The sequence below is a fragment of the Bacillus sp. MUM 116 genome, assembly GCF_001866655.1.
In the GTDB taxonomy this organism is placed as follows: domain Bacteria; phylum Bacillota; class Bacilli; order Bacillales; family Cytobacillaceae; genus Neobacillus.
In genome coordinates this window covers 1-23,990 of the sequence record NZ_MLYR01000171.1, presented here as the reverse complement: position 1 = coordinate 23,990, position 23,990 = coordinate 1, and the positions used below count along the sequence as shown (strand labels likewise).

Below are 23,990 nucleotides of genomic sequence, written 5' to 3'. Positions count from 1 at the left end.
AGGCAGGTCTCGATGCCCGAGGAAGCAAAAAAAAGAAGTTCACGGTCAGCGAAGGGAGGTCTCGATGCCCGAGGAAGCAAAAAAAAGAAGTTCAAGGTCAGCGAAGCGAGGTCTCGATGCCCGAGGAAGCAAAAATAAGAAGATTACGGTCAGCGAAGCGAGGTCTCGATGCCCGAGGAAGAAAAAATAAGAAGATCACGGTCACCGAAGGCAGGTCTCGATGCCCGATAAATCACAAAATCCAGATCATCGGTCACTGAACGCACACTCACTATGTACTTTTAAGAAATTCTTCCTTTAAAATCGCATATATTTTTAAATCCCAGTGCTTTTCTTTCACAAACACTACTTTTTAAGGATGCCTTCAAACGACATGCCTGCTTTTTCAATGACGCGCGCTGATCCAATATTTTCAACAAAACATCTTGCTTGAATTTGCACCAAATCCATTTCTTCAAAGCCATATCGGAAAATTCTTTTTGCAGCCTCCGTCATGATTCCCTTTCCCCAATTATCCGGAGAAAGAACATAGCCGATTTCCGCAACCTTATTCTGCTGAAGCTAAGAAACAAAATCAATAGATCCAATCATTTTACCGGTCACTTTCCATTCAATTCCCCATGGGGCAATTTGTTTTTGCGCATATTGGTTTAAAGCAAAATCAACAAACACTTGAGAGTCCGCTAACGTCCGATGTGTATTCCAAGTTACATATTTTGTTACCTCTTCATTCGAACCATAGGAAAAAATGTCTTCTAAATCTTCCGGGGTTACTTTTCTAAGAATAAGACGTTCTGTTTCTAAAATTGGCAACTCAAAATCCATTAAACCACATTCTTCATGTTAGTTATTTCCATTATAGATGAAACTTGGAATATAAAAGAATAGGGGGAACCAGGAATGGAAGATCAAATCCAAAGCTTAAAACAAATGATGGAGAAATCTAATTATACCGTCATTTTTACAGGTGCCGGAATGTCCACGGAAAGCGGCCTGCCAGACTTCCGCTCAGCTTCCGCAGGAATTTGGAATGACCAAAATCCTATGATTTTAGCGAGTACAGAGGCGATGAAAGACAATCGATATGGGTTTATTGAATTCTATCAACATCGAATTGAAATCGCTGAAAAATATAAACCTAATATTGGACATGAAATCTTGGCAAAATGGGAACAGGAAGGGAAGTTAAAAGCAATTATTACCCAAAATGTTGATGGCTTTCATCAGGCAGCTGGCTGCCAAAATGTTACCGAATTACATGGAACATTAAGAACCTGTCACTGTTCAGAGTGTGAAACGATTTTTCCAATTGAAAGATTTCTGGAAGAAAGGCTTGGCTGTGAATGCGGCGGTTTCATCAGGCCTTCTGTTGTCTTATTTGGTGAAAAATTGCCCAAAAAAGCTCTTGTTCAAGCAGTCAATGAGACGAAAAAAGCTGAGCTGTATATTGTTCTCGGTTCATCCTTAAGTATATCCCCAGCAAACTTTTTTCCTATAGAAGCAAAAGAAAATGGAGCAAAACTCGTTATCATTAATATGGAGCCAACCGAAATGGATGATCTTGCCGATTTAGTTATTCACCAGCGAAAAATCGGTGAGTTGCTCAGGGAATTAACCCATTAGAGCAGAGAAATAAATTCCCAGCTCTTTTAAAAACTTTTTCTTTCAAAATCTTCAATCCGATTCCGGACAAATTCAGGAATTGGTTTGGATGATTTAGTTTCCGGATTATATGAAACATAGATAATTTCGGCAATAAGGATGGGGTCTTCTTCACGCTCTCTTGTAATCTTATATTCCATTGTCATGCTGGTATTTCCCATTTTCTTCATGCGGCACCAGATGTTCAACCAATCGTATAAGTATGCTGAGTTTTTGTATTCGAGTGTAGATTTAGCTAGGACATAATCAAATACAGTATCATCATTAAGCTTTAAAACTTCTTGAAAATATTCAGTGACTGCTACATCAAGATACGTTAAGTAGTGGGCATTAAAAACAATCTTTTGCCCGTCAATTTCCGAATAACGAACCTTTAGACGGTGAGAAAAACGAAAATCCTCTGTCATAACAACACACCTTTCTCATAGGGGTTTATTTTTATAATACTAAATATTCAGTTAAAATGAGAATCAGAAGATTGATTAAGGGGGTCCCAAAATGAAAATTGACAAAGTGAAAATTAGCTATAAAAAATGCTCCCATGTAGAGGATTCTTTCATTCATCAAGCTTTCCAAGATGGTTTTTCGGACTATATCATAAAAATGGGAATTTCAGAGCCGGATTTTATCCAACGCTTTTTTGGCCCTGAAGGCAATGGACGAGACACTTCGTTCATTGCTTTTTATGAAGAGCAGCCTATCGGAGTCATACTAGGCGGCATTAAAAATTATGAAGCCATCAAAACGATGCGTTGTGGAACACTGGCGATTCACCCCAATTTCAGAGGAACAGGTATCAGCCATAAGCTTTTTGAATTCCATAAAGAAGAAGCAGTAAAACAAGGATGTAAACAACTTTTTTTGGAAGTGATTGTTGGAAATGACCGTGCCATCAATTTTTATAAAAAATTAGGCTATGAAAAAGTTTACGACATTGTATACTATACCACCAGTGATTTATCTCAATTAAGTCATGAAGGGAGGAAATCAGAAGCAGAAATAAGAAATATTGAGTTTAATGACTTTCAAAAGAGGATTCAAAAGTGGACCTACCATATCAACTGGCAGAATGATATCGATTTTTTAGAAAAATTGACCAATAACCATTATTTTGGAGCATATCGAAATGATAACTTAGTTGGGTGCCTTTCGATTAATTCAAACGGCGGAATCAGTTTTTTAATGGTTGATAAAAATGCACGCAATCAAGGCATTGCAACACAACTTTTGCATGCCGCCTCTAAAAATCTTAATTTAACAAAAATGGCTGCGGGATTTCCGAATAATAGTTTACTTGAAGGCTTTTTCAAAAAGCATGGTTTTCAAAAAGGCACGCTAGCGCAATATGAGATGTATCTGACTCTTTAATATGAAAAAGCAGCGTTTTTTAGATTAACCAATGCTTTTTTTGTTACATAAACAAAAATTGTCTCAGTTTCTCCCTACATAAATATTCCAGGCTTATATTTATGTTCACTCTCCATCTTAGAGACTTTTTATGAAAAAACTGAAGATTGACACTAATAAAAATGATGTATACAATATTTTTATATATTAATAGATTGGGGCTAAGACATGATTAAAACTGAGATGGACACCGTTGCAACCTTATGTCAGCTTCATACAGACCTATCAGATGAAGATATCCAAAAGATTCAAGAAGTGGTTCAAAACCTGCAGTTAATTGCAGACCTGAATCAAGCGAATGTATTTATCGATTGTCAAACTCGGGAAAAAAAGCATGCGATTGTGGTGGCCGAGGCGGCACCTACTACAGCAAAATCCGTCTATAAAAATCCGGTTATTGGAAAATTTGCTTATGAAACGTTTGAACCTGCCGTTTTTTATACATTTCGGACAAGCAAACCCCTTTTTCTCAATCATGCCCTATCCCAGGAAGGGAAAAAAGTCGAACAAAGTGTGGTTCCGATTGCGGGAGTACAAAACAGGGTTATTGGCACATTGATTATGGAGAAGGATATCAGCGAAAAGCTTCAAAATCAGAGCAAATTGAAAGCGTTAACAGAAGCCAACGAGACGCTTAGTGAGTTATTATTGGGGATGGCTGAAAATCAGCCATTTATTCCGGAAGTGATTGAAGAGTCCTTATTTATCATTGATAAGGATTTGCGGATCCAATATTCAAATCCTGCGGCGATGAACCTTGTGTTAGAAATGTGTTCGCTAGAATTCGAAAGGGGAACACTTTTTACTACCTATTTTCCTAATTTGGAAGAAATCTGTCGGCTTCCCGATGAACTTGTCATTCAAGAAGTGATGATTCATAATAAAGTCTTTCAAATGAAAAAAATTGCTTTTGTGCAACATGAGAATAATTGTGGGTCGTTTATCATTTTTCGAGACTTAACAGAGCTGCGCGAAAAGGAGCGGGAGCTGACCGTAAAGACGGTGGCAATCCGGGAAATTCACCATCGTGTGAAAAATAACCTCCAAACGGTGGCAAGCCTATTGCGGCTGCAGATGCGAAGAGGGATTCCCGAGGAGAGCAAGGTCCACTTCGTCGAAAGCCTAAACCGAATTTTAAGTATTGCCTCTGTCTATGAAATCATATTATCCAATTCACAAAATCAGGATGATGTGGAGATTGTCAGTTTAATAGAGAAAATCGGGAATATGCTGGTGTTTAGTGAGGACCATGAAGGAAGAAAGATCACGGTTGACTATTCAGGAAAAAAGATATATATTAAATCGAATTTGGCTGTTGCGGTTGCTCTTACTATCAATGAATTAATTCAAAATTGTGTAAAGCATGCTTTTGCAAAGATGAACGAAGGCAAAATTTATGTGGTCATCAAAGAAGAGGCATCATCCATACGGGTTCTTGTAAGAGATAATGGGATTGGCTACACTCCTAGCATGAAACCATCATTAGGGCTTGATATTGTTAAAATGATGATTGAACACGATTTATCGGGACATTTTACTATTGAAGGAACAAGTGAAGGCACGGTTGCGACCGTCGAATTTCCCTTTTTGAGGGAGGAATAATTGAATGAAAAAGCGAATTATAGTAGTTGAAGATGAATCCATCGTCCGTTTGGATGTTTCGCTCATGTTAAAAGATGCCGGTTATGATGTTGTTGCTGAAGCATCTGATGGCGAGAAAGCAATTGAATTAGCCTACAACCTCAAACCTGACTTAATCATCATGGATATTAAAATGCCGAAGTTAAATGGTTTAAAAGCAAGTGAGGTTATTTCCAATAAGTTCAATATCCCGATTTTGCTGTTAACGGCCTATAGTCAGAAGGAATATATTGAAAAAGCGAAAAAAGCAAATATTTTAGGGTACTTGGTAAAGCCGATTTCAGAGGCAAGCCTGATTCCAGCGGTTGAAATCGCCTTGAAGCAGGCGGAAAATGCTATTCTTTACAAAGAAAAAGTAGAAGAAATGAATCAGGAATTGAAAAACCGCAAGCTTGTGGAAAAAGCAAAAGGAATTTTAATGAAACAATTGAATTTACCTGAAGATGCGGCTTACAATAAGATGAGAGACCTCAGCATGAAAAAACAGCTGCCTATAGAAAGGGTGGCAAAGTACATTATTTTGAAGTACCCAAGCTAGATGACAAGTGAATAGATGAAGCAATGGTGCTTAGTAGATTTTATTTTTTAATAAAAATAAAATCTATTAGGCATTTTTTTAACTTTATTAATTGGAGTGGTGAAAGTTATGAGTGAAGAAAAACAGCGATTTATACAGGAGTTTGTTCCGGGGAAGCAGGTCACATTGAGCCATATAATCGCTAATCCGGACCCGGATATGTTTGAAAAATTGGGAATCCAGGAGGCCGGGGCATTAGGGATTTTGACATTGACCCCAAGTGAGACGGTGATTATTGCCGGGGATTTAGCGACAAAATCAGCGAACGTTCATTTAGGGTTTTTGGATCGATTTACCGGTAGTTTGGTAATTGTCGGAAATGTTTCTGAGGTGGAAATGGCGATGCGGGAGATCAACCGATTTCTGGCAGAAACGCTGAAGTATACTCCGTCGGAGATAACGAAGTCTTAAGATTTGGTGATATCTTTTTGAAATTTTTGATATCTGCCCAAGATGATTAAATATCGTCAACACGATCAAGTAAGGAGGAAATTTAATGACGATTAAGAACCGTGCCATGCTTATAGGCTCCATTGGGGCAGGTAAATCAACGTTGACGAACGCTTTACTTGGCCGTGAGGTGCCTGCTGTTAAAACCCAGTCACTGATTTTTTATGATTGGATTGTCGATACACCGGGAGAATATAGTGAAAATCCATTCTACTATAAAAATATTATGGCAACTGCGTTAGAAGTGACCCACGTTCTTTATTTACAGGATGCAACGAAGAAAAAAATGATTTTTCCGCCTGGATTTAGTACCGGAATCAATAAAATTCCTATTGGGGTCGTTACAAAAAGTGATTCAGACCAAGCAGATGTTGAAATGGCCATCACCTTGTTAAAAAAGGTAATTGTAAATAGGGGACCGATTGTCATTACCTCTTCCGTTAAAAATGAAGGAATCGAGGAGATTCGCAATCTAGTCAACTTAAGGTCCATACAAGAAATGAAACAATATCTAGAAAAACATCCATCTCCGTATGTTATATTTTAATGAAAAGCCTTTATCATTTTGCCTGTCTATCTTTATTTGTCCTAGTAACCTTCTTAACAATATTGACAATTTTCTAAACAAGACCGTATAATAATTTCATATATTCTGTCTTGCTAGGAGAATCATTATATGAAAAAACAGCTGAGCATAAGAATGATTATGCATTCAGCATTCGATTGATGGAAATGAACATAACAGTATTCTCAAAGTTAGCAATAGAATGGAAGCGTTGTCAAAGTCGACGATGAGCTTGTTTTTCAAGAAATAAAGATATTAAGCTTTTTTAAGTGAAAAAATTGAAATTTGGCAATAGCAAACTGAGAAAAATAAGATCAACAAATAGGTACCACTGGAAAATGTAGCAAGGCGCATTATTTTAAATATTACGCACAAACTCTTACAAGTGAATAGACCAAGCAAAGGTGCTTAAGTGGTTTTCTCTTTTCGGAAACCGCAGGGCACCTTTTTGTCTTTTTTTGTGGAAATATCTGGAAGGAAATCAGCTGCGTTTAAGGTTATAGGTGAATTTGCCTAATATGGAACAGGTTAACCACTAGTAGGGCGCTTACATTTTCCATTTTAATAAATGGTAAGGAATATGATCAAGGGGGAATTTCACATGGAAATGGTAGGAACTGTTGTAATCTATATCATTATGACCTGTGCCGTACTTGGGGCATTTGCGGCTATTCGTAACAGTGATGAGGGATTAGGGGCACAATTTATGGAAGGTCTTCATGCGGTTGGTCATATTTTTGTGCCCGCGGCAGGAATCATGGCCTCGATTCCATATTTATCGTGGTTCATTGGTAAAGTATGCGGTCCGTTTTTTTCGGCCATTGGTGCAGACCCGGCGATTGCGGCCACCTCAATTTTAGCAACGGATATGGGTGGATATCAATTAGCTGAAGCATTAAGGCAAACTCAAGAAGGATGGATTATGGCTATGATTGTCGGCTTTATGGCAGGGGCGACGATTGTATTCTCCATTCCAATGGGACTTGCAATGCTTGAAAAACGCGATCATAAATATATGGCACTTGGGGTAATGGCGGGTGTCTTAACGATTCCAATTGGTGCCTTAATTTCCAGTACCATCATTTTTCTTTCTAATTCCAAAGTGCGGGATTTTATTTCAACTACTGGAGAAGCAAAATACCAATTTGCTTTAGGTTATGGACATATTCTATTAAATTTACTGCCGCTAGTCATTTTCGTCGTGGCGATTGCTTTAGGCTTATATTTCCTGCCTGATTTTATGATCAAAGCCTTTATGTGGTTTGGACGAATTATGGATGCTGGAATTAAACTTGTGTTAGTCTTCTCGATTGTTGAAATTTTTACTGGTTTATTTTCTACTGTATTTGGCAGCTGGGGCTTCCATCCAATCATGGCTGATAAAATTGACCAATTCCGCGCACTTGAAACAGCTGGTTATATTGGGATTATGCTTGCGGGTGCCTTCCCAATGGTGTATCTACTACAAAAGTATGCCGGCGGCCCGCTTGAAGCTATTGGACGAAAAATTGGTTTAAGTAAAGCAGGAAGTGCTGGACTAGTGGCTACCATTGCTAATATTCTTGCGATGTTTAAGCTGATAAAAACGATGCCGCCTAAGGATAAAGTTATTAACATTGCGTTTGCTGTTTGTTCGGCGTTCTTACTTGGTGATCACTTATCCTTTTCAGCAAACTTTCAACCAACATTGATTTTGCCAATTATGATCGGGAAATTCTCTGCCGGAATCATTGGTATCTGCCTTGCCTACTTGCTATCGGTACCAAAAGCACTAGAATTAGAGAAGAAAGACCGTGAAGCTGGTATAATTGGCGAGGATGAATACTTGCCAAAACAGGACGAAGAGCGCATTGCTGGATAAAAAATACAGCGGCCAATGGGGTTGTATTGGATAAGTGATATCATCTTTTTTCACCTGAAACCCTTTACAAAAATGAAAAATTATACTATCATAGATATATATAAATGAATATACAAAGGCAAAGGCGCCTTATATGATGCTATCCGGCGAAGGATGGCTCATATAAGGTGCCTTTTTTTGTAGTATGTGCTTGAACGAGGTGATGCTCCATTAAAAAATACGAGCCACAGCAAGAGGAAATCTTAAGTGCAGGTATTGATATTGGTACGAGTACTACAAAGCTTGTAATTAGTAAATTTTCGCTAATGAATATGGCCGGCGGCATGCATATGCCGCGAATTGAGATTATTAATAAAGAGGTTTTGCACCACAGCCCGATTTATCGTACCCCTTTGTTATCACAGCACGTAATTGACATGAAGGCAGTTGACGAGCTCGTTAAAAACGAATATGAAAAAGCTGGAATTGCTCCAAATGATATTCAAACAGGAGCCGTCATCATTACCGGTGAAACAGCAACAAAACAGAATGCCCAAGAGATGGTCCATCACTTATCTGATCATGCAGGGGAATTTTTAGTTGCAACCGCTGGACCAGACCTGGAAGGAATTATAGCCGCTAAAGGTTCAGGTGCCTATGAATATTCGAAAAAAACTGGGAGAGTTATTGCCAATATCGATATTGGCGGGGGGACAGCAAATGTTGCTGTTTATAAATCAGGGAAATTGTGCGGAACCTGTACCTTACATGTTGGCGGAAGGTTAATAGAATTTAACGGAAATTGGATTAAAAGTATATCACCTCCTATAAAAAAATTATATCAGCAAGAGGGGTTACCTTTTAATGCATTACAAGAAGGGGACCATCGAAATCGAGATGAGATCGGAAAGCTAACCGATTTTATGGCTGCTGTTATTGCGAGGATGCTGAAGCGTGAATTGCTTGTAACCGATCAGCCTTTACTCCTAGGTCATGAACCAAATTGGAAAGAACAAATTGATGAGATTATGTTCTCAGGCGGAATAAGTGAATGCCTCTATCATTATGAAGTGGAGGCACAGGGTTCCGCTCAATATGATGACATTGGAGAAATGCTTGCCGGTTCACTTCGGGAAAGTAAATTGCTGTCCCAGTGGCATTGGGTCAAACCAGATGAAACTGTACGGGCTACTGTATTAGGTGCTGGAACGCAGACAACCGAAATCAGCGGTGCGACGATTCATGTAGAAGAAAGCGATTTACCGATTCGAAACCTCCCAGTCTATCAAGTTCCATTTGAACATGATTTAAAAACCGGTTTAAAACGAATGAAAAAGGCGGTTCAGCAGGCGCTTGAAATCTATGATTCGCAGCGTGACGGTCAAAATTACGCCCTTTATTTAACGGAACTTCCGTATGTAGGTTTTCGCGATGTGCAAGAACTGGCTGCTGTCATCCTTGAATCAATCAAAGTTAAACCAAATCCTGACCAGCCATTGGTCATTGTATTGGAAAGTGACTATGCGAAGGTTCTTGGCCAATCAATTAAGGTTCAAAAACCAAACCAAAGTATTATCTGTATTGATCAAATTCGTGTGGACCATGGTGATTATATTGATATTGGCAATCTGCTGCAAACCAGTGTAGTCCCAGTGGTGGTTAAAACCCTAACGTTCCATCATTAAGAGAGGAGGATGATCCATGAAGCTGCAAACAACCTATTTAGGTACTGTATATCAATTTGATTCCTTAAAAGATTTATTTGCAAAAGCAAATGAAGAAAAGTCGGGTGACCGCTTAGCTGGATTAGCAGCTGAAACGGTCCAGGAACGGATTGCTGCGAAACAAGTGCTCAGCTATTTGTCACTGGGTGATATTCGCGAAAATCCAATGCTCCCGGCCGAACAGGATGAAGTATCGCAAATTATAGAAAGCGGGCTGAACGAACCCGTTTATCAATCTATTAAAAATTGGTCGGTGGCAGAACTCCGTGAGTATATTTTAAGCGACACAACTACTGGCGAAGATTTAAAACGTCTAAGCCGGGGATTGAATAGTGAAATGATTGCTGCCGTGGCAAAACTCATGTCCAACCTTGACCTTGTCCATGCGGCAAATAAGATTGAAATTTTAACCAAATGTAATATCACTATCGGGTATAAAGGCACACTCGCTTCCCGTCTGCAGCCAAACCATCCGACAGACAACGTGGAAGGCATGATTGCTTCCTTAAAAGAGGGCTTATCATATGGGATGGGGGATGCAGTCATTGGAATTAATCCTGTTGATGATTCCGTCGAAAGTGTTAAGCGTCTCCTGCACGCTACCCATAATTTTATTCAAGAATGGGAGATCCCAACACAAAACTGTGTACTCGCCCATGTGACAGCACAAATGAAGGCGATCGAACAAGGAGCACCTTCCGATATGATTTTCCAAAGTATTGCAGGCACTGAAGCTGCAAACCGTTCGTTTGGGATAACACCCTCTTTGTTAGATGAAGCAAACGACATGGCCAGGACCTTAGGAACCGGAACAGGACCGCAGCGATTGTACTTTGAGACCGGTCAGGGCTCTGAACTATCTGCGGAAGCCCATTTTGGAATCGACCAAATGACACTGGAATCAAGAAACTACGGTTTTGCTCGTCACTATGACCCGTATATTGTTAACACGGTTGTCGGCTTTATCGGACCCGAATACTTGTATAACAATAAACAAGTCATCCGTGCCGGATTAGAGGACCACTTTATGGGGAAAATGCACGGTATCCCGATGGGGGTAGACATTTGCTATACCAACCATATTAAAGCGGATCAAAATGATATTGAAGATTTAGGGGTACTTTTGACAGCTGCCGGTGTGAATTTTATTATCGCCGCGCCGATGGGTGATGATTGTATGCTGAATTATCAATCGATGAGCTACCATGATGTGGCCACTTTAAGGCAGACGATGAACAAACGTCCATCCCCAATCTTTGCTGAATGGCTTGAAAAAATGGGTATCCTTGAAAACGGCAGATTAAGTAAAATTGCCGGGGACCCCACCATTTTTTCTAGAGGGAGGAGTTCATTAACATGAATCCAGAGTTAATAGAGAAAGTCACAAAGCTGATTGTAGAAAAATTACAAACACAAAATGTGCCTGACCAGAAAACAGCCATTTCAAAGGAAGTGTCACAAGCGGCTGTGAAATTTTGGGATCATACGTCTGGGTCTCCATTAATAAACCCACAGCATACTGCGGTAATGGAATCAAACACAACAGGGATGGAAACAGATTCAAATGATCTGATTTCATTTGGCAGCTATTCAGAAACAAAGACAGCTTCTAAAGTAAAGAATGAACCATCCAACTTAAAAAATGACCTAGCGAGAGACATCATCCATCCTTCCTCTGGAATTGAAAATCCTTTTAATCCCGAGGAATTGGAGGAACTGAAGAGCAAAACTCCTGCACGTATTGGAATTGGCAGGGCAGGGTTACGTCCCAAAACGGACACCTGGTTAAAATTCCGCTTTGACCACGCTGCTGCGGTTGATGCAGTTTATGGCAATGTGAACGAAGAACTATTAAAGCGCCTTAATCTTTTTAAAGTCAGCACCAAGGTAAACGATAAAGAAGTCTATATCCGCCGTCCTGATTATGGCAGAAAACTGTCGGATGAGGCGAAGCAGCAGATTAGCCAAAAATGCCAAAAGGCTCCAACCGTTCAAATCATCGTTTCCGATGGCCTTAGCTCAAGTGCGGTAGAGGAAAATGTCGAGGACGTTTACTTATCGCTTCAACAATCACTGAAAAGCCTCGGGCTTGATACTGGAACACCTTTCTATATTGAAAAGGGCCGGGTAGCCGTTATGGATGATGTGGGTGAGCTGTTGCAGCCAAAGGTTGTCGTTCTGCTTATTGGCGAACGCCCGGGGCTTGTCAGTGCGGAAAGTTTAAGCGCCTATTTATGCTATATGCCAAGAACAGGGACGATTGAAGCGGACCGGATGGTCATTTCAAACATCCATAAAGGCGGGATCCCGCCAGTAGAGGCCGGTGCCTATATCGGAACGATTATTCAAAAAATATTAAAATATGAAGCGAGCGGAGTTTCGCTTGTTCAAAAGGAAGGCTAGGGGGGAAGGAATTTGGCTTTAGAACGTATTTATGCTGATATTTTAGCTGTTCGAATTATTCCAAATGTTGACCCTGATTTGGCGAAGCACTTTAATCTTGAAAGTCATCACCGGAGTATAGCCATTTTTACATCGACAGTAGATGATATTGGCTATACCGCTCTTGATGAGGCAACCAAAAGAGCAGATGTGGACGTTGTCTATGCCCGCTCATTTTATGCTGGTTCAGGGCATGCCTCGGGGCCATTGTCAGGAGAGATGATTGGTATTCTAGCTGGTCCATCGCCTGATGAAGTTCAAAGCGGGGTGGATGCGGTAAGGCAAACGGCTGAAACTTCCGCCTATTTTGAAGCACTAAATCCGGAAAAAACTCATGCCCTTTATGCTCATGTAGTTTCAAGCACCGGATCCTATTTATCGAAGGAAGCAGGAATTAGACAAGGCGAGGCGCTTGCCTATTTAATTGCACCGCCGCTAGAAGCGGTGTACGGCTTAGATGCCGCATTAAAGGCTGCTGATGTCAAATTGGTTAAGTTTTTCGGTCCTCCATCCGAAACCAACTTTGGCGGCGGGCTGTTAACTGGCTCGCAATCTGCCTGCCAGGCAGCAGCTGATGCCTTTCGTGATGCGATTATTGATATCGCTGAAAATCCAGTCAAATATTAATTTTAGGGAGTGAGAAATAGTGGCATTTGATCACGATCTCCAATCGATTCAAGAAATGCGTGATGCCGTAATGCGGGCAAAAAAAGCGCAATTAACATACTTGTCCTATACCCAAGAACAGGTAGATGAAATTGTTCGGCAGGTAGCCCAGGCTGCCTATGCCAAATCGCTTGAGCTTGCTCAAATGGCAGTAACAGAGACCGGTATGGGTGTCGTGGAGCATAAAAAGATGAAAAATGAAGTGGGTTCAATGGCCGTTTACGAATCGATTAAGGATGAAAAGACAGTAGGCATCATCCGTGAAGACCGGGTTAAAAAGGTAACGGAGATTGCTTATCCATTTGGGGTCGTTGCCGGCATCATCCCAACTACCAACCCAACTTCAACTGCGATTTTTAAAACATTAATTTCATTAAAAACGAGAAATGCGATTGTTGTCAGCCCGCATCCACGTGCAGTGAATTGTACCGTCGAAGCATTGAAAATTTGTCAGGAGGCTGCTGTAAAGGCAGGTGCACCTGAGGGATTGATTGGCTGGATTTCGAAGCCATCGATGGCTGCAACAAATGAATTAATGAAACATAGGGATGTAAACGTCATTTTAGCAACTGGCGGCGGGGCCTTAGTAAGAGCAGCCTATAGTTCCGGCAAACCAGCTTATGGTGTTGGTCCAGGAAATGTTCCTTGCTATATCGAGAAAAGCGCTAATATTTCAAAGTCCGTTTCGATGATTGTCGATAGTAAATCGTTTGATAACGGGACGATTTGTGCAACGGAACAAGCTCTTGTTGTTGACCGCAATATCAAGGAAATGGTGATCCGTGAGTTTAAAAATAATGGCGCCTATATCCTCAATGCAGATGAAAAGGCATTAGTGGAAAAAGTCATTACACTAAATGGGCATCTAAATCCGGCAATAGTCGGCCAATCGGCATGCAAGATTGCTGAAATGGCGGGAGTCACTGTACCATCCGAAACAAGGGTGTTGATTGCTGAAGAGTCAAAGGTTGGCAAGGATGTACCGTTTTCAATTGAAAAATTATCTCCTGTCTTTCCACTCTATACGGCGGAAAGCTATGAGGAAGCAAAAGAGGTTTGCTTAAAACTATTGAATCTCGGAGGAAGAGGGCATAGCTTATCCCTTCATACAAACGATGATGCAGTTGCAAAAGAATTTGGCCTCGAAATGCCAGTATCAAGATTGATGGTCAATACGCTTTCATCTATTGGTGCTGTAGGTGCTACCACCGGCCTAACGCCTTCGTTAACACTAGGCTGCGGTTCCTTTGGCGGTAACATAACAGGTGATAACGTAACAGTGCGTCACCTCATTAACATTAAAAGAATGGCTTATGGCATTAAAGACGTTTCTGTTCCTAAACCATCAGCATCCGCAAGTCCAGTCAAGAAGGCTGAAAAGGAAACACTGGATGTTGAACATATTATTGACCAAGTATTGAAACAAACAGGTTCAAAAGGTGAAGTCAACGCAAATGTCATTGCAGAAATGGTTAATCAAGTGATTCAAAAAATATCAAATTAACATATTAGGAGGAAATGAAAATGAGTAGAGAATTAACAGCATTAGGAATGATTGAAACAAAAGGTTTAGTAGCATCTGTTGAGGCAGCTGACGCAATGGTGAAAGCAGCAAATGTTCATTTAATCGGAAAAGTACATGTCGGCGGCGGAATTGTTACAGTATTAGTTCGCGGTGATGTTGGTGCAGTTAAGGCTGCAACTGATGCAGGTGCAGCTGCCGCTCAGCGTGTTGGCGAACTTATATCTGTTCATGTCATCCCACGCCCGCACAACGAACTTGAAAGCATTTTACCTAAATTAGAGATTAAAGAATAATAGAAGATTCATAATGTTAGGAGCATGAAACATGGATCAACAAGCTATCGAAGCAATTGTGGCACAAGTAGTTTCCCGGTTAAAGGGTGCTGCTGAAATTGATAATTCGATCCCTATGGCTGTTTCTGCCCGGCATTGCCATTTAAGCAAAAGTGACTTGGAAGCCCTTTTTGGTGAGGGCTATCAGCTGACGAAAAAAGCGGATTTATCACAACCTGGTCAATTCGCTTCAAATGAAACCATTACGATTGTGGGGCCAAGAGGGAGCATTGAAAAAGTGCGCATTCTTGGTCCTGCGCGTAATATGACCCAAGTGGAAGTGAGCCAGACAGATTCCGTTAAATTAGGCAGCAAGCCTCCGCTTCGAGAATCCGGTGATATCGAAGGTTCCGCTCCGATCACATTAGTCGGACCCAAAGGGAGCCTTTATAAAAAAGAAGGATTAATTATTGCTCAGGCTCATATTCATATGAGTCCAGACGATGCCTCCCGATTTAACGTGACGAATGGAGATTTTGTCAAAGTGGAGGTCAGCGGAATCCGGCCGGTCACATTGGGGAAGGTTTTGATTCGTGTCTCTCCAAGATATAAGCTTGAAATGCATGTCGATACAGATGAGGCCAATGCCGGTCTCATTACTGGGAAAACAAAGGGGAAACTCATTAAAGACGAGGCAGCACTATGATGGATCAAGAGATAATTGAGCGAATTGTTCTTGAAGTGATCAAGCAATTAACCGCATCGCAAGGTAAGCTCAATAACACAGCCAAGCAGAAACTTCTGGTTGTCGGGGATCCATTATTGATTGAGCCTAAATATTTAGTAAAACTTGAATCAAAGTGGGAAATAATTTATAACAATGAACTTGAAAAGGTAAGGTCAGAGCATTTCGACCAAGTAGTCTTTTTACATGCAACACAGGATTTACTGGCGAAAGGGGCACTTGGAATTTTTGACACAAACGAGAGCAAGCTGCTTTCGTGGTGTCTGTTAGAATCTATACCCGTCTCAATCATACCGACAGTTTATCTGGAGAAATACCTTTTTAACGGGAATCCCAAAAATATGCTATATGTTTCACAACTGCTCGAATATAAGCAGCGGTTAGTAAAATTTGGCGCGAATGTCGAAACGCTCGAAAGCTTTGTGGTTGGAACGGAAGAAGTGCTCGAAACCATTTCGGCTAAGTCGCCAATTTCAGAAAAGAAAAAACTGTTAACACAAAGAGATGTTCAAGATTGCCGTGATGACGAACTTGTGGTCGATAAACAGACAATTATTACCCCTCTCGCGCGTGATACTGCGCGGGAAATGGGAAAACGCATTAAGGTAATTGAATCAAAAGGGGCGAAAAGATAAATGGAAATGGGCACAGTAATTGGAAATGTCTGGGCTACCAGGAAAGAGGATGAATTGAAGGGATTGAAATTTTTAATTGTTCAGCCGGAAATGCCCAATCGAACGTCTGCTGGCATGCCCTTTATTGCCGTAGACCGGATTGGTGCTGGATTTGGTGACCAGGTTCTCGTTACCCGGGGGAGCGCAGCTAGTAATATGTCCAATGATAAAAAACTGCCCATTGATGCCCTCGTTATCGGAATTATTGATTCAATTGATGTAGAGACGAAAGTAGGTGAATAATCATGGGTAGAGCAATAGGAATGATTGAAACACGAGGCCTAATTGGTTCCATTGTTGCGGGAGATGCGATGTTAAAATCTGCTGATGTAACGCTGGTAAAGCAGGAAAAGGTAGATGCAGCGCTTGTAACCATTCTGGTACAAGGAGATGTCAGCGCTGTTCAGGCAGCAGTTGATGCTGGGAAAGAAGCAGCGGCTAGGGTTGGTGAGCTTATTTCTGCTCATGTGATCCCACATCCGGATGAATCCATCAGGGACGTGTTATTAAAAAAAGATCATAAAGTGAACGAAGCCAATAAGCAAAAGGAAAATGATCCGGCAGCAAAAGGTTCTTCCAAAAAGAAAGCGGAATCTTCTTTTAAAAGTAAACCAGCAAAATTAGAGGAAGAACAATAATCTTCTATTCAGATAAAATGATCTGGTAATGAACGGAGGAGAATCATGACTTTTAAACGTAGAAAAATTGCCATTATAGGGGCAGGTTTTACCGGGGCAACTGCCGCTCTGATGCTGGCTCAAAAAGAACTTGGTGATGTCGTGATTGTTGACATCCCGTCGCAAACCAATCCAACAAAGGGTAAAGCCCTTGATATGCTTGAGGCAAGTCCCGTACAGGGCTTCAATGCTAACATTACCGGTACATCCAATTATGAAGATATTCAAGATGCTGATTTGGTACTCATCACTGCGGGGCTTCCAAGAAAGCCAGGGATGAGTCGTGATGATCTAGTTGCAACCAATGAGAAAATCATGATTGAGGTTTCGGAAAATGTAAAAAAATACGCACCAAATAGCTATATCATCGTCCTAAGTAATCCAGTCGATGCCATGACATACGTTTGTTATAAAACGACCGGTTTTCCGAAAAACCGTGTCATCGGTCAATCAGGCGTATTGGATACTGCACGCTTTAATACATTCGTTGCCCAGGAATTAAATGTATCGGTAGAAGACATTACCGGTTTTGTCCTAGGCGGCCATGGTGATGATATGGTACCGTTAGTGCGCTATTCCTATGCAGGCGGAATCCCGCTTGAAAAAATCCTTCCGCAAGAAAGAATAGATGCCATTGTGGCAAGAACCCGCAAAGGCGGCGGCGAAATCGTTAACCTGCTAGGGCAGGGAAGCGCCTATTACGCTCCTGCTGCATCGATGGTCCAGATGGCCGAAGCCATATTAAAAGATAAGAAACGAATTTTACCATCAATTGCTTATCTTGAAGGCGAATACGGCTACTATGACCTTTATTTAGGTGTGCCTACCATCTTAGGCGGCAGCGGAATTGAAAGCATCATCGAAATTCCTTTGACTGCAGAGGAAAGAACGGCACTGGACAAATCCGTAGAATCCGTCCAAAATGTGATGACGATTCTTGCAACAGCCAAAAAATAGGTTCTTAGCGTCAGGTACCTTCTAGAATTATGGAGGGTGCCTTTTTTATCGTTTCGCAGAAGATATTTTGCAAATACTCTAATGATCCTTTACGTGTTTGGTGCGATTACAGTGTACTTTTTAAGTATGGTTTCCTTGTTTGTGTTATGGAAAAAGCAAACCTAACCTTTTTGTGAAACAGAGATAAAGGATGACAGGCACCATGTGAAAATTTCACAATGTATATTTAATGATTTAATAGAATAGTATAGTGATAACTTGACCAATTTAGGTCTTTATATTTAAACCGAAAGGAGGGAAGCGAATGGGGGTTGTAGTCGGTATTGCGATGATTGTATTTACGCTTGTGGTCGGTACAGCCATTGGAATGAAGGCAAACAGGAATGTTAGGTCTTTTAACGATGAAGAACATGAAATTTTCGTTGGGAATGAACCAGAAAAATAACCAAGAGAGGGGAAAATAGAATGAAGAGCAGGGATCAACAATTGCTCGAGGATAAAAAGCACCTCAATCGTTACGGGTATGCCCAAGAGCTCCTCCGCGACATGGGCGGCTTTTCAAACTTTGCGATCTCATTTTCCATTATTTCGATTTTAACAGGCGCTGTTTCCTTATACGGTCACGGATTAACCTATGGTGGTCCTGGAATGATGGGCTTTGGCTGGACAATCGTTGCCTTCTTTGTCATGCTGGTTGCTGCCTCACTATCTGAATTGGCGTCAGCCATCCCAACAGCCGGAGCGCTTTATCACTGGGCCGCAGCTTTAAAAGGGACCCGAATCGGCTGGTACACCGCTTGGATAAACTTAATTGGTCAAATTGGCATCGTCGCCGGAATCGATTACTCCGTTGCCCTATTCGCGGACCCACTTTTAGCAGGAATCTTCAACTATCAATCTACTGATACCACCACCTTAATCGTCTTTGGCATCGTCCTTCTATTACATGGAATCCTCAATCATATTGGTATCAAAATCGTCGCAAAATTAAATGATTTCTCGGCCTGGTACCACATGGCAGTTGTTGCTATTTTAGTGGTCAGTTTAGCGTTTTTCACCAAGCATAGCCTGCAGCCGATTGATTATCTGTTCCATGTCGGTCAGACATTTTCCAATAAACCATATTTCCTGGCCTTTTTAATCGGTTTATTGCAGGCACAATGGACTTTTACAGGGTATGATGCCTCGGCCCATACGATTGAAGAAACCGTACATCCAAGGGTGAGAGCCCCATGGGGAATTTTTAACTCTGTTGCCTTCTCGTTTGTTTTTGGCTTTATTATGCTGGCATTTGTGACGCTTTCGATTCATGATGCGAATGGTGCGGTGAACTCGGATAACGCGTTTATTTTTGTCATTAGTAAGGCACTTGGCGGAACCTTTGGAAACATCGTCTTATGGCTTGTAACCTTTGCCATGTTCTTCTGTGGTCTTTCTTCGATTACATCGTTTTCAAGGATGATGTATGCATTTTCACGGGACAATGGGATGCCGCTCAGCCGCCATTGGGCAGAAATCAGCAGGAAATTCCGGACGCCGGCAAAAGCCATATGGCTTGCTGTCATTCTTTCCTTCATCCTAGCCTTGATTGATTACATTACGAAACTTGTTAATCCGAATGCAGGCTATTCAACGATTGCCTTCTTAACCGCGGTAAGTGTTGTCGGCTTGTATGTGGCTTACGGAATCCCTATTTATCTTAAACTTATAGCCGAAGCGAAGGGGGTATTTTTACCAAAGCATTACGGTCCTTGGGCGCTGGGAAAATGGAGCAAACCCGTAAACGTCATCAGCTTAATCTGGATTGTTTTCATTTGTATTATTATGGTTATACCGCCAAACCAAATGGCGGCCTATGCCCTGATTGGAATGTTCGTGCTATTGGTCATTATGGATCTTGCATACTATAAGAAGCATTTCAAAGGTCCACAGGCGGCGCTGGAAAAATCAGTGGATGAAATTAGAAGACTGGAAGATGAATTTGAGCATGGGAAAAAATAGTTTTTGAAGAAGGTGCCTTTGTCTGGCACCTTTTTAGTGTTCTATTAACCTTCAAAGTTTAAAAAATTTATTTGGTGTTTTATAATTGTTATATTAGTATTACTTTTCTGAATATTCGAGAGGAGATAAGCTGAAAATGGAACTGTTAAATGAGTTAAGAAACATTCTTCCTGAGGATCAGGTTACGGTAAATCCAACGGTTTTGGAGCAGCATAGCAAAGATGAATCCTATCACACGCCGCATTTGCCGGATGTGGTTGTTTTTCCAAATAGTAAAGAAGAAGTCAGTGCGGTCTTAAAGTTTGCAAATGAACATGAAATACCGGTTACACCATTTGGCTTTGGGTCAAGTTTAGAGGGGCATGTGATTCCATATCAAGGAGGGATTTCCCTTGATTTTCAGTTAATGAATCGGGTTTTAGAGGTCCGGCCAAATGATTTTCTTGTGCGTGTACAGCCTGGAGTAACACGGACACAATTAAACAAAGAGTTAAAGAAATATGGGTTGTTTTTTCCAGTTGATCCCGGTGCGGATGCAACGATTGGCGGAATGGCGGCGACAAATGCGAGCGGAACGACCTCGGTGCGTTATGGGATCATGCGGGACCAAGTCCGTGATTTGGAAGTGGTCCTGCCAGACGGCCGCATCATTCACACCGGTAGCATGACCGCGAAATCGTCTTCGGGCTATCATATTACCGGATTGTTTGTCGGCTCTGAAGGAACATTGGGGGCATTTACCGAATTAACATTGCGTGTTTACGGGATTCCAGAAGTGATCAGTGCAGCGCGGGCTGTTTTCCCAAGTGTGGATGATGCGGTGGCAACAGTAGCAGACATTATGGCTGCGGGGATTCAAATGGCACGGATTGAATTAGTAGATGCCCGTTCCATCCAGCAGGTCAATCTATATAATCACACAGATTATCCTGTTAAACCGACACTTTTTATGGAATTTCATGGTAATGAAGCAGGTTTAGAATATGATGCCGATTTTGCTGAAAAAATTGCTAAGGACCATGGCTGTGATGAGTTCTTGTTTGAGACCGATTCAAAGGCACGTGCACAGCTTTGGGAGGTCCGTCATAATTTAGCCTATGCCTTCGTACATAAATCTCCTGGAAAAAAAATGATGGTTACCGATGTGTGTGTTCCGATGTCCGAGTTGGGTGGTGCTATTCATGATGCCCGCGCAGCAATTGACCGGATTGGCCTGGATGGCGCATTATTGGGACATGTGGGGGACGGAAACTATCATTCGATTGTTATGATTGATGTGAATGATCCAGGGGAAATGAAAAAAGCGGCGGAATTGAATGCACATTTGGTGAATTATGCTCTCAGCCGTGGCGGCTCTTGTACTGGCGAGCATGGGGTAGGGGTTGGTAAGACTAAATATCAGCGCCAGGAACATGGAGAATCTTTGGATGTGATGAAGCAGATTAAATTGGTGCTAGATCCAAAAAAAATAATGAATCCGGGGAAGATTTTTGATTAAATGATCTTTTTAACAGAATGAGCAACTCACATTGGCTTTTCTGCTCCTTATGTTACACTATCACTAACCCAGAAAACGAGGTGTAAACATGAAGATTGAAGTATGGTCAGATTTTGTTTGTCCATTTTGTTATATAGGTAAGCGTAGATTAGAAGAGGCTTTGTCCCAATTCCCGAATCAAGACGAGGTCGAGGTTGAATTTAAAAGCTTTGAGCTTGATCCAAACTCACCAAAAAACATTGATAAATCCATTCACGAAGTACTCGCTTCCAAATATGGCATGAGTATCGAACAGGCAAAACAAGCGAACCAAGGGGTGGGCCAACAGGCTGCAGGAGTGGGATTAACGTATCACTTTGATACAATGAAGCCGACGAATACATTTGATGCCCATCGCTTAGCTAAATTTGCCAAAGAACATGGAAAAGAAGCTGAGGTAACGGAAAAGCTGCTTCAAGCCTACTTTACAGAAGGAAAGAATATCGGTGATTATGAAACATTGGCAGATATTACAGCATCTGCCGGGTTAGACCGTCAACAAGCATTGACTGCTCTTCAAGACCAAACAGCTTTTGCCAATGATGTCCGCATTGATGAAGCGATAGCCCAGCAATACGGCATCAGCGGTGTTCCGTATTTTGTCATTAATCAAAAATACGCTATTTCTGGAGCGCAGCCAACAGAAACCTTCTTAGGTGCACTTCAGCAAGTTTGGCAAGAAGAAACAGCAGCGCCTGTAGTACTAAAAGATCTTTCAACTGAGAGCGCGGCCGACGCAACCTGCACAGATGGCAGCTGCGGAATCCCAGAAGAAAAATAACCCTATCCAATAACAGGCACCTTCCGTCTAAAAGAAGGTGCCTGTTTTATATTTAAAGTGTCCACCTGAGGAGAACAAAATAACCAAAAAGTCCACGAACGGTGCCTGTCACCGTTATTTGTCACCGATTGCGGATTCTGATTTCCCACATGTTGCCGTCGTCCCAGCAGGTACTGATTTCTTGGTTGCCCCGAACGGTGGTGTGCCAGTTGGAGCGATTTGCGCAATGATTGCGGTGTCTGGTTGTAGGTTTTCTAGAAGTGACTTTTCTAGAGGTTTGTTTACGTGAAGTTTTTTTCCTTGTTGTTGTACGCTTTCTAGAAGTATTGCGTCTTGAAGTAGCCTTGCGTGAAGTACGGCCAAATCCTGGATCTCTGAACATAAAATCACCAAATCCGCCTCGTTGTACTTCCTCTGCAGCTCTCTGAATCTCTTCTGATGAAAAATCGTTCATAATTGCACCTCCTTATTTCACGAAAGAGGGATTGAAAACGAAAATGACATAACCTCTCTCTTCTTTTATCAATCTACGTAAATTGGCTTATTTTTGTTTGGGGCAATCGCCCAATCGCCCGTAAATTGTTGTCCGCTGGTGACCTAAAAATTTTAAATGAATACCAATAAAATAGGAGGGAACATCATGGACGAGACTACAAATTTACCTCAATACAAAATCTTCATTAACCCAAGCGACCTGCGGGAACTAAAAAGAGATATCTGGATAGACGACCCCGTCCCGGCAAGGCTTGCTATTGAAGGGGAGAAACTCGAAATTGATCTTAGCTACCGCGGATCCCATATTCGTGATTTTGCAAAAAAATCCTATCAAATTGTATTCTACAAACCAAAGAAATATAAAGGATCCTCTGTGGTCCACCTTAACGCGGAGTTTAAAGACCCTTCCTTCGTCCGAAATAAATTATCATTTGATTTCTTTAAAGAAATCGGCTGCCTTGCCCCTCAGTCCCGCCATGTATTATTGACAATAAACGGGAAGGTAGAAGGCGTTTATTTGGAAATCGAGTCGGTTGATGAAAATTTTATTAATCGAAGAGGTCACTCAACTGGTGCCATTTTTTATGCTGTCGATGGAGATGCAAATTTTTCGCTAATGAGTGATTTGGATAAAGAAACGAAAAAATCGTTGATGTTAGGCTATGAACGGAAATGGGGAACGGCCCAAGATGAGCACCATTTGCAGGAATTCATTTATAAAATTAATACCTTGACGAAAGTAGAATTTGAAAAGGAAATCCCAAAATATTTGAATGTAGAAAAATATCTACGCTGGGTTGCAGGAGTGATATTTACATCAAACTACGACGGTTTTGTTCATAATTACGCACTCTATCGCAATGGAGCCACTGGGGAGTTCGAGGTCATCCCTTGGGATTATGATGCGACCTGGGGAAGGGATGTGAATGGGAAGAGAATGGAAGCTGATTATGTCCCAATCGATGGATTTAACACATTAACGGCCCGAATCCTAAATGAAAACAGCTTTCGCAAGCAATATCGAAAGCTGCTCGAGGATATCATGAACCATAAATTTACCGTCGAATACATGATTCCAGTTGCTGAACAGCTTCTTCAATCGATTCGCCCCTCTGTCTTGCAGGACCCTTATAAAAAACAACAAATAAATCAGTTTGATCAAGAGTTGGAAGTCATAACCACTTATATAAAAGAAAGAAAAAACTACCTTCAAAAAAAATTAACGATATTCAGTTAGGTACTTTATGCTGTTCAAGTACCTGCTTTTATTTTTATTTGTATAATAATTTTTTGAAAATTCTTTTTGTTAATAGGAAGGTTGATGTTCGAATTTTTATGTATTAATATAAATA

At 41.2% G+C, this 23,990-nt stretch carries 26 protein-coding genes and 1 pseudogene; 24 read left to right on the top strand and 3 right to left on the bottom strand.

What is annotated here, in order from left to right; translation table 11 throughout:
* The coding region (locus tag BIV60_RS30085) for a hypothetical protein (protein ID WP_218145963.1) at positions 1–190 on the top strand (190 nt) is incomplete at its 5' end.
* Positions 191–271: 81 nt separating this feature from the next.
* On the opposite strand, the pseudogene BIV60_RS27310 reads toward BIV60_RS30085, so the two are convergent.
* Positions 272–825: pseudogene (locus tag BIV60_RS27310) on the bottom strand (GNAT family N-acetyltransferase).
* A 75-nt stretch (positions 826–900) separates the two neighbouring features.
* Here BIV60_RS27310 and BIV60_RS27305 point away from each other — a divergent pair.
* Positions 901–1,623: an NAD-dependent protein deacylase gene (locus BIV60_RS27305; RefSeq protein WP_071358807.1), complete on the top strand. Its 723-nt coding sequence runs from the start codon at positions 901–903 to the stop codon at positions 1,621–1,623.
* Positions 1,624–1,649: 26 nt separating this feature from the next.
* Here BIV60_RS27305 and BIV60_RS27300 read toward each other — a convergent pair whose 3' ends face one another.
* Positions 1,650–2,069 (bottom strand): acyl-CoA thioesterase, encoded by a 420-nt coding sequence (locus tag BIV60_RS27300; RefSeq protein ID WP_071358806.1) that lies wholly within the window; start codon positions 2,067–2,069, stop codon positions 1,650–1,652.
* Positions 2,070–2,160: 91 nt separating this feature from the next.
* Between BIV60_RS27300 and BIV60_RS27295 the strand changes: the two genes are divergently transcribed.
* From BIV60_RS27295 to BIV60_RS27200, 21 genes are all read left to right on the top strand, one after another.
* Complete coding sequence (locus BIV60_RS27295; RefSeq protein WP_071358805.1) at positions 2,161–3,030, top strand: GNAT family N-acetyltransferase; 870 nt, start codon at positions 2,161–2,163, stop codon at positions 3,028–3,030.
* A gap of 207 nt (positions 3,031–3,237) precedes the next feature.
* Positions 3,238–4,671, top strand: coding sequence for a sensor histidine kinase (locus BIV60_RS27290; RefSeq protein ID WP_083402496.1), 1,434 nt, complete (start codon positions 3,238–3,240; stop codon positions 4,669–4,671).
* Positions 4,672–4,675: 4 nt separating this feature from the next.
* Positions 4,676–5,248 (top strand): ANTAR domain-containing response regulator, encoded by a 573-nt coding sequence (locus BIV60_RS27285; RefSeq protein ID WP_071358804.1) that lies wholly within the window; start codon positions 4,676–4,678, stop codon positions 5,246–5,248.
* A gap of 108 nt (positions 5,249–5,356) precedes the next feature.
* Positions 5,357–5,698: an ethanolamine utilization microcompartment protein EutS gene (eutS, locus tag BIV60_RS27280; protein WP_071358803.1), complete on the top strand. Its 342-nt coding sequence runs from the start codon at positions 5,357–5,359 to the stop codon at positions 5,696–5,698.
* Positions 5,699–5,783: 85 nt separating this feature from the next.
* Complete coding sequence (locus BIV60_RS27275; protein ID WP_071358802.1) at positions 5,784–6,284, top strand: EutP/PduV family microcompartment system protein; 501 nt, start codon at positions 5,784–5,786, stop codon at positions 6,282–6,284.
* A gap of 619 nt (positions 6,285–6,903) precedes the next feature.
* Positions 6,904–8,163 carry an ethanolamine utilization protein EutH gene (gene eutH, locus BIV60_RS27270; protein WP_071358801.1) on the top strand — a complete coding sequence of 420 codons (1,260 nt, stop codon included), beginning with the start codon at positions 6,904–6,906 and terminating at the stop codon, positions 8,161–8,163.
* 209 nt (positions 8,164–8,372) lie between these two features.
* Positions 8,373–9,827, top strand: a complete 1,455-nt coding sequence (locus BIV60_RS27265; protein WP_071358800.1) for an ethanolamine ammonia-lyase reactivating factor EutA — start codon at positions 8,373–8,375, stop codon at positions 9,825–9,827.
* Positions 9,828–9,843: 16 nt separating this feature from the next.
* Positions 9,844–11,226: an ethanolamine ammonia-lyase subunit EutB gene (locus BIV60_RS27260; RefSeq protein ID WP_071358799.1), complete on the top strand. Its 1,383-nt coding sequence runs from the start codon at positions 9,844–9,846 to the stop codon at positions 11,224–11,226.
* Positions 11,223–12,269, top strand: coding sequence for an ethanolamine ammonia-lyase subunit EutC (gene eutC / locus BIV60_RS27255; RefSeq protein WP_071358798.1), 1,047 nt, complete (start codon positions 11,223–11,225; stop codon positions 12,267–12,269). Before BIV60_RS27260 ends, eutC begins: the two co-directional genes overlap by 4 nt.
* Before the next feature lie 12 nt (positions 12,270–12,281).
* Positions 12,282–12,935 (top strand): ethanolamine utilization microcompartment protein EutL, encoded by a 654-nt coding sequence (eutL, locus tag BIV60_RS27250; protein ID WP_071358797.1) that lies wholly within the window; start codon positions 12,282–12,284, stop codon positions 12,933–12,935.
* Positions 12,936–12,954: 19 nt separating this feature from the next.
* Positions 12,955–14,478: an aldehyde dehydrogenase family protein gene (locus BIV60_RS27245; protein ID WP_071358796.1), complete on the top strand. Its 1,524-nt coding sequence runs from the start codon at positions 12,955–12,957 to the stop codon at positions 14,476–14,478.
* A 20-nt stretch (positions 14,479–14,498) separates the two neighbouring features.
* On the top strand, positions 14,499–14,792 hold the full coding sequence (eutM, locus tag BIV60_RS27240; RefSeq protein WP_071358795.1) for an ethanolamine utilization microcompartment protein EutM: 294 nt from the start codon (positions 14,499–14,501) through the stop codon (positions 14,790–14,792).
* Positions 14,793–14,823: 31 nt separating this feature from the next.
* Positions 14,824–15,477, top strand: a complete 654-nt coding sequence (locus BIV60_RS27235; RefSeq protein WP_071358794.1) for a phosphate propanoyltransferase — start codon at positions 14,824–14,826, stop codon at positions 15,475–15,477.
* Positions 15,474–16,151, top strand: coding sequence for a hypothetical protein (locus tag BIV60_RS27230; protein ID WP_083402495.1), 678 nt, complete (start codon positions 15,474–15,476; stop codon positions 16,149–16,151). Before BIV60_RS27235 ends, BIV60_RS27230 begins: the two co-directional genes overlap by 4 nt.
* Complete coding sequence (locus BIV60_RS27225; protein WP_071358793.1) at positions 16,152–16,433, top strand: EutN/CcmL family microcompartment protein; 282 nt, start codon at positions 16,152–16,154, stop codon at positions 16,431–16,433. It abuts the gene before it with no gap.
* 2 nt (positions 16,434–16,435) lie between these two features.
* Entirely contained in the window at positions 16,436–16,828 is a 393-nt protein-coding gene (locus BIV60_RS27220; RefSeq protein ID WP_071358792.1) for a BMC domain-containing protein, read from the top strand.
* Between the two features lie 45 nt (positions 16,829–16,873).
* The gene (mdh, locus tag BIV60_RS27215; RefSeq protein ID WP_071358791.1) at positions 16,874–17,824 is read left to right on the top strand and encodes a malate dehydrogenase; all 951 of its coding nucleotides are present in this window, start codon (positions 16,874–16,876) and stop codon (positions 17,822–17,824) included.
* A gap of 304 nt (positions 17,825–18,128) precedes the next feature.
* The gene (locus BIV60_RS29975) at positions 18,129–18,269 is read left to right on the top strand and encodes a hypothetical protein (RefSeq protein ID WP_177177412.1); all 141 of its coding nucleotides are present in this window, start codon (positions 18,129–18,131) and stop codon (positions 18,267–18,269) included.
* A gap of 20 nt (positions 18,270–18,289) precedes the next feature.
* The gene (locus BIV60_RS27210; protein ID WP_071358790.1) at positions 18,290–19,825 is read left to right on the top strand and encodes an amino acid permease; all 1,536 of its coding nucleotides are present in this window, start codon (positions 18,290–18,292) and stop codon (positions 19,823–19,825) included.
* A 136-nt stretch (positions 19,826–19,961) separates the two neighbouring features.
* Positions 19,962–21,323 (top strand): FAD-binding oxidoreductase, encoded by a 1,362-nt coding sequence (locus tag BIV60_RS27205; protein WP_071358789.1) that lies wholly within the window; start codon positions 19,962–19,964, stop codon positions 21,321–21,323.
* Between the two features lie 88 nt (positions 21,324–21,411).
* Entirely contained in the window at positions 21,412–22,143 is a 732-nt protein-coding gene (locus BIV60_RS27200) for a DsbA family oxidoreductase (protein ID WP_071358788.1), read from the top strand.
* A gap of 121 nt (positions 22,144–22,264) precedes the next feature.
* Here BIV60_RS27200 and BIV60_RS27195 read toward each other — a convergent pair whose 3' ends face one another.
* Positions 22,265–22,597 (bottom strand): CotG/ExsB N-terminal domain-containing protein, encoded by a 333-nt coding sequence (locus BIV60_RS27195; protein ID WP_141770578.1) that lies wholly within the window; start codon positions 22,595–22,597, stop codon positions 22,265–22,267.
* 186 nt (positions 22,598–22,783) lie between these two features.
* On the opposite strand from BIV60_RS27195, the gene BIV60_RS27190 reads away from it, so the two are divergent.
* Positions 22,784–23,875: a CotH kinase family protein gene (locus tag BIV60_RS27190; RefSeq protein WP_071358786.1), complete on the top strand. Its 1,092-nt coding sequence runs from the start codon at positions 22,784–22,786 to the stop codon at positions 23,873–23,875.
* Positions 23,876–23,990 lie beyond the last annotated feature (115 nt).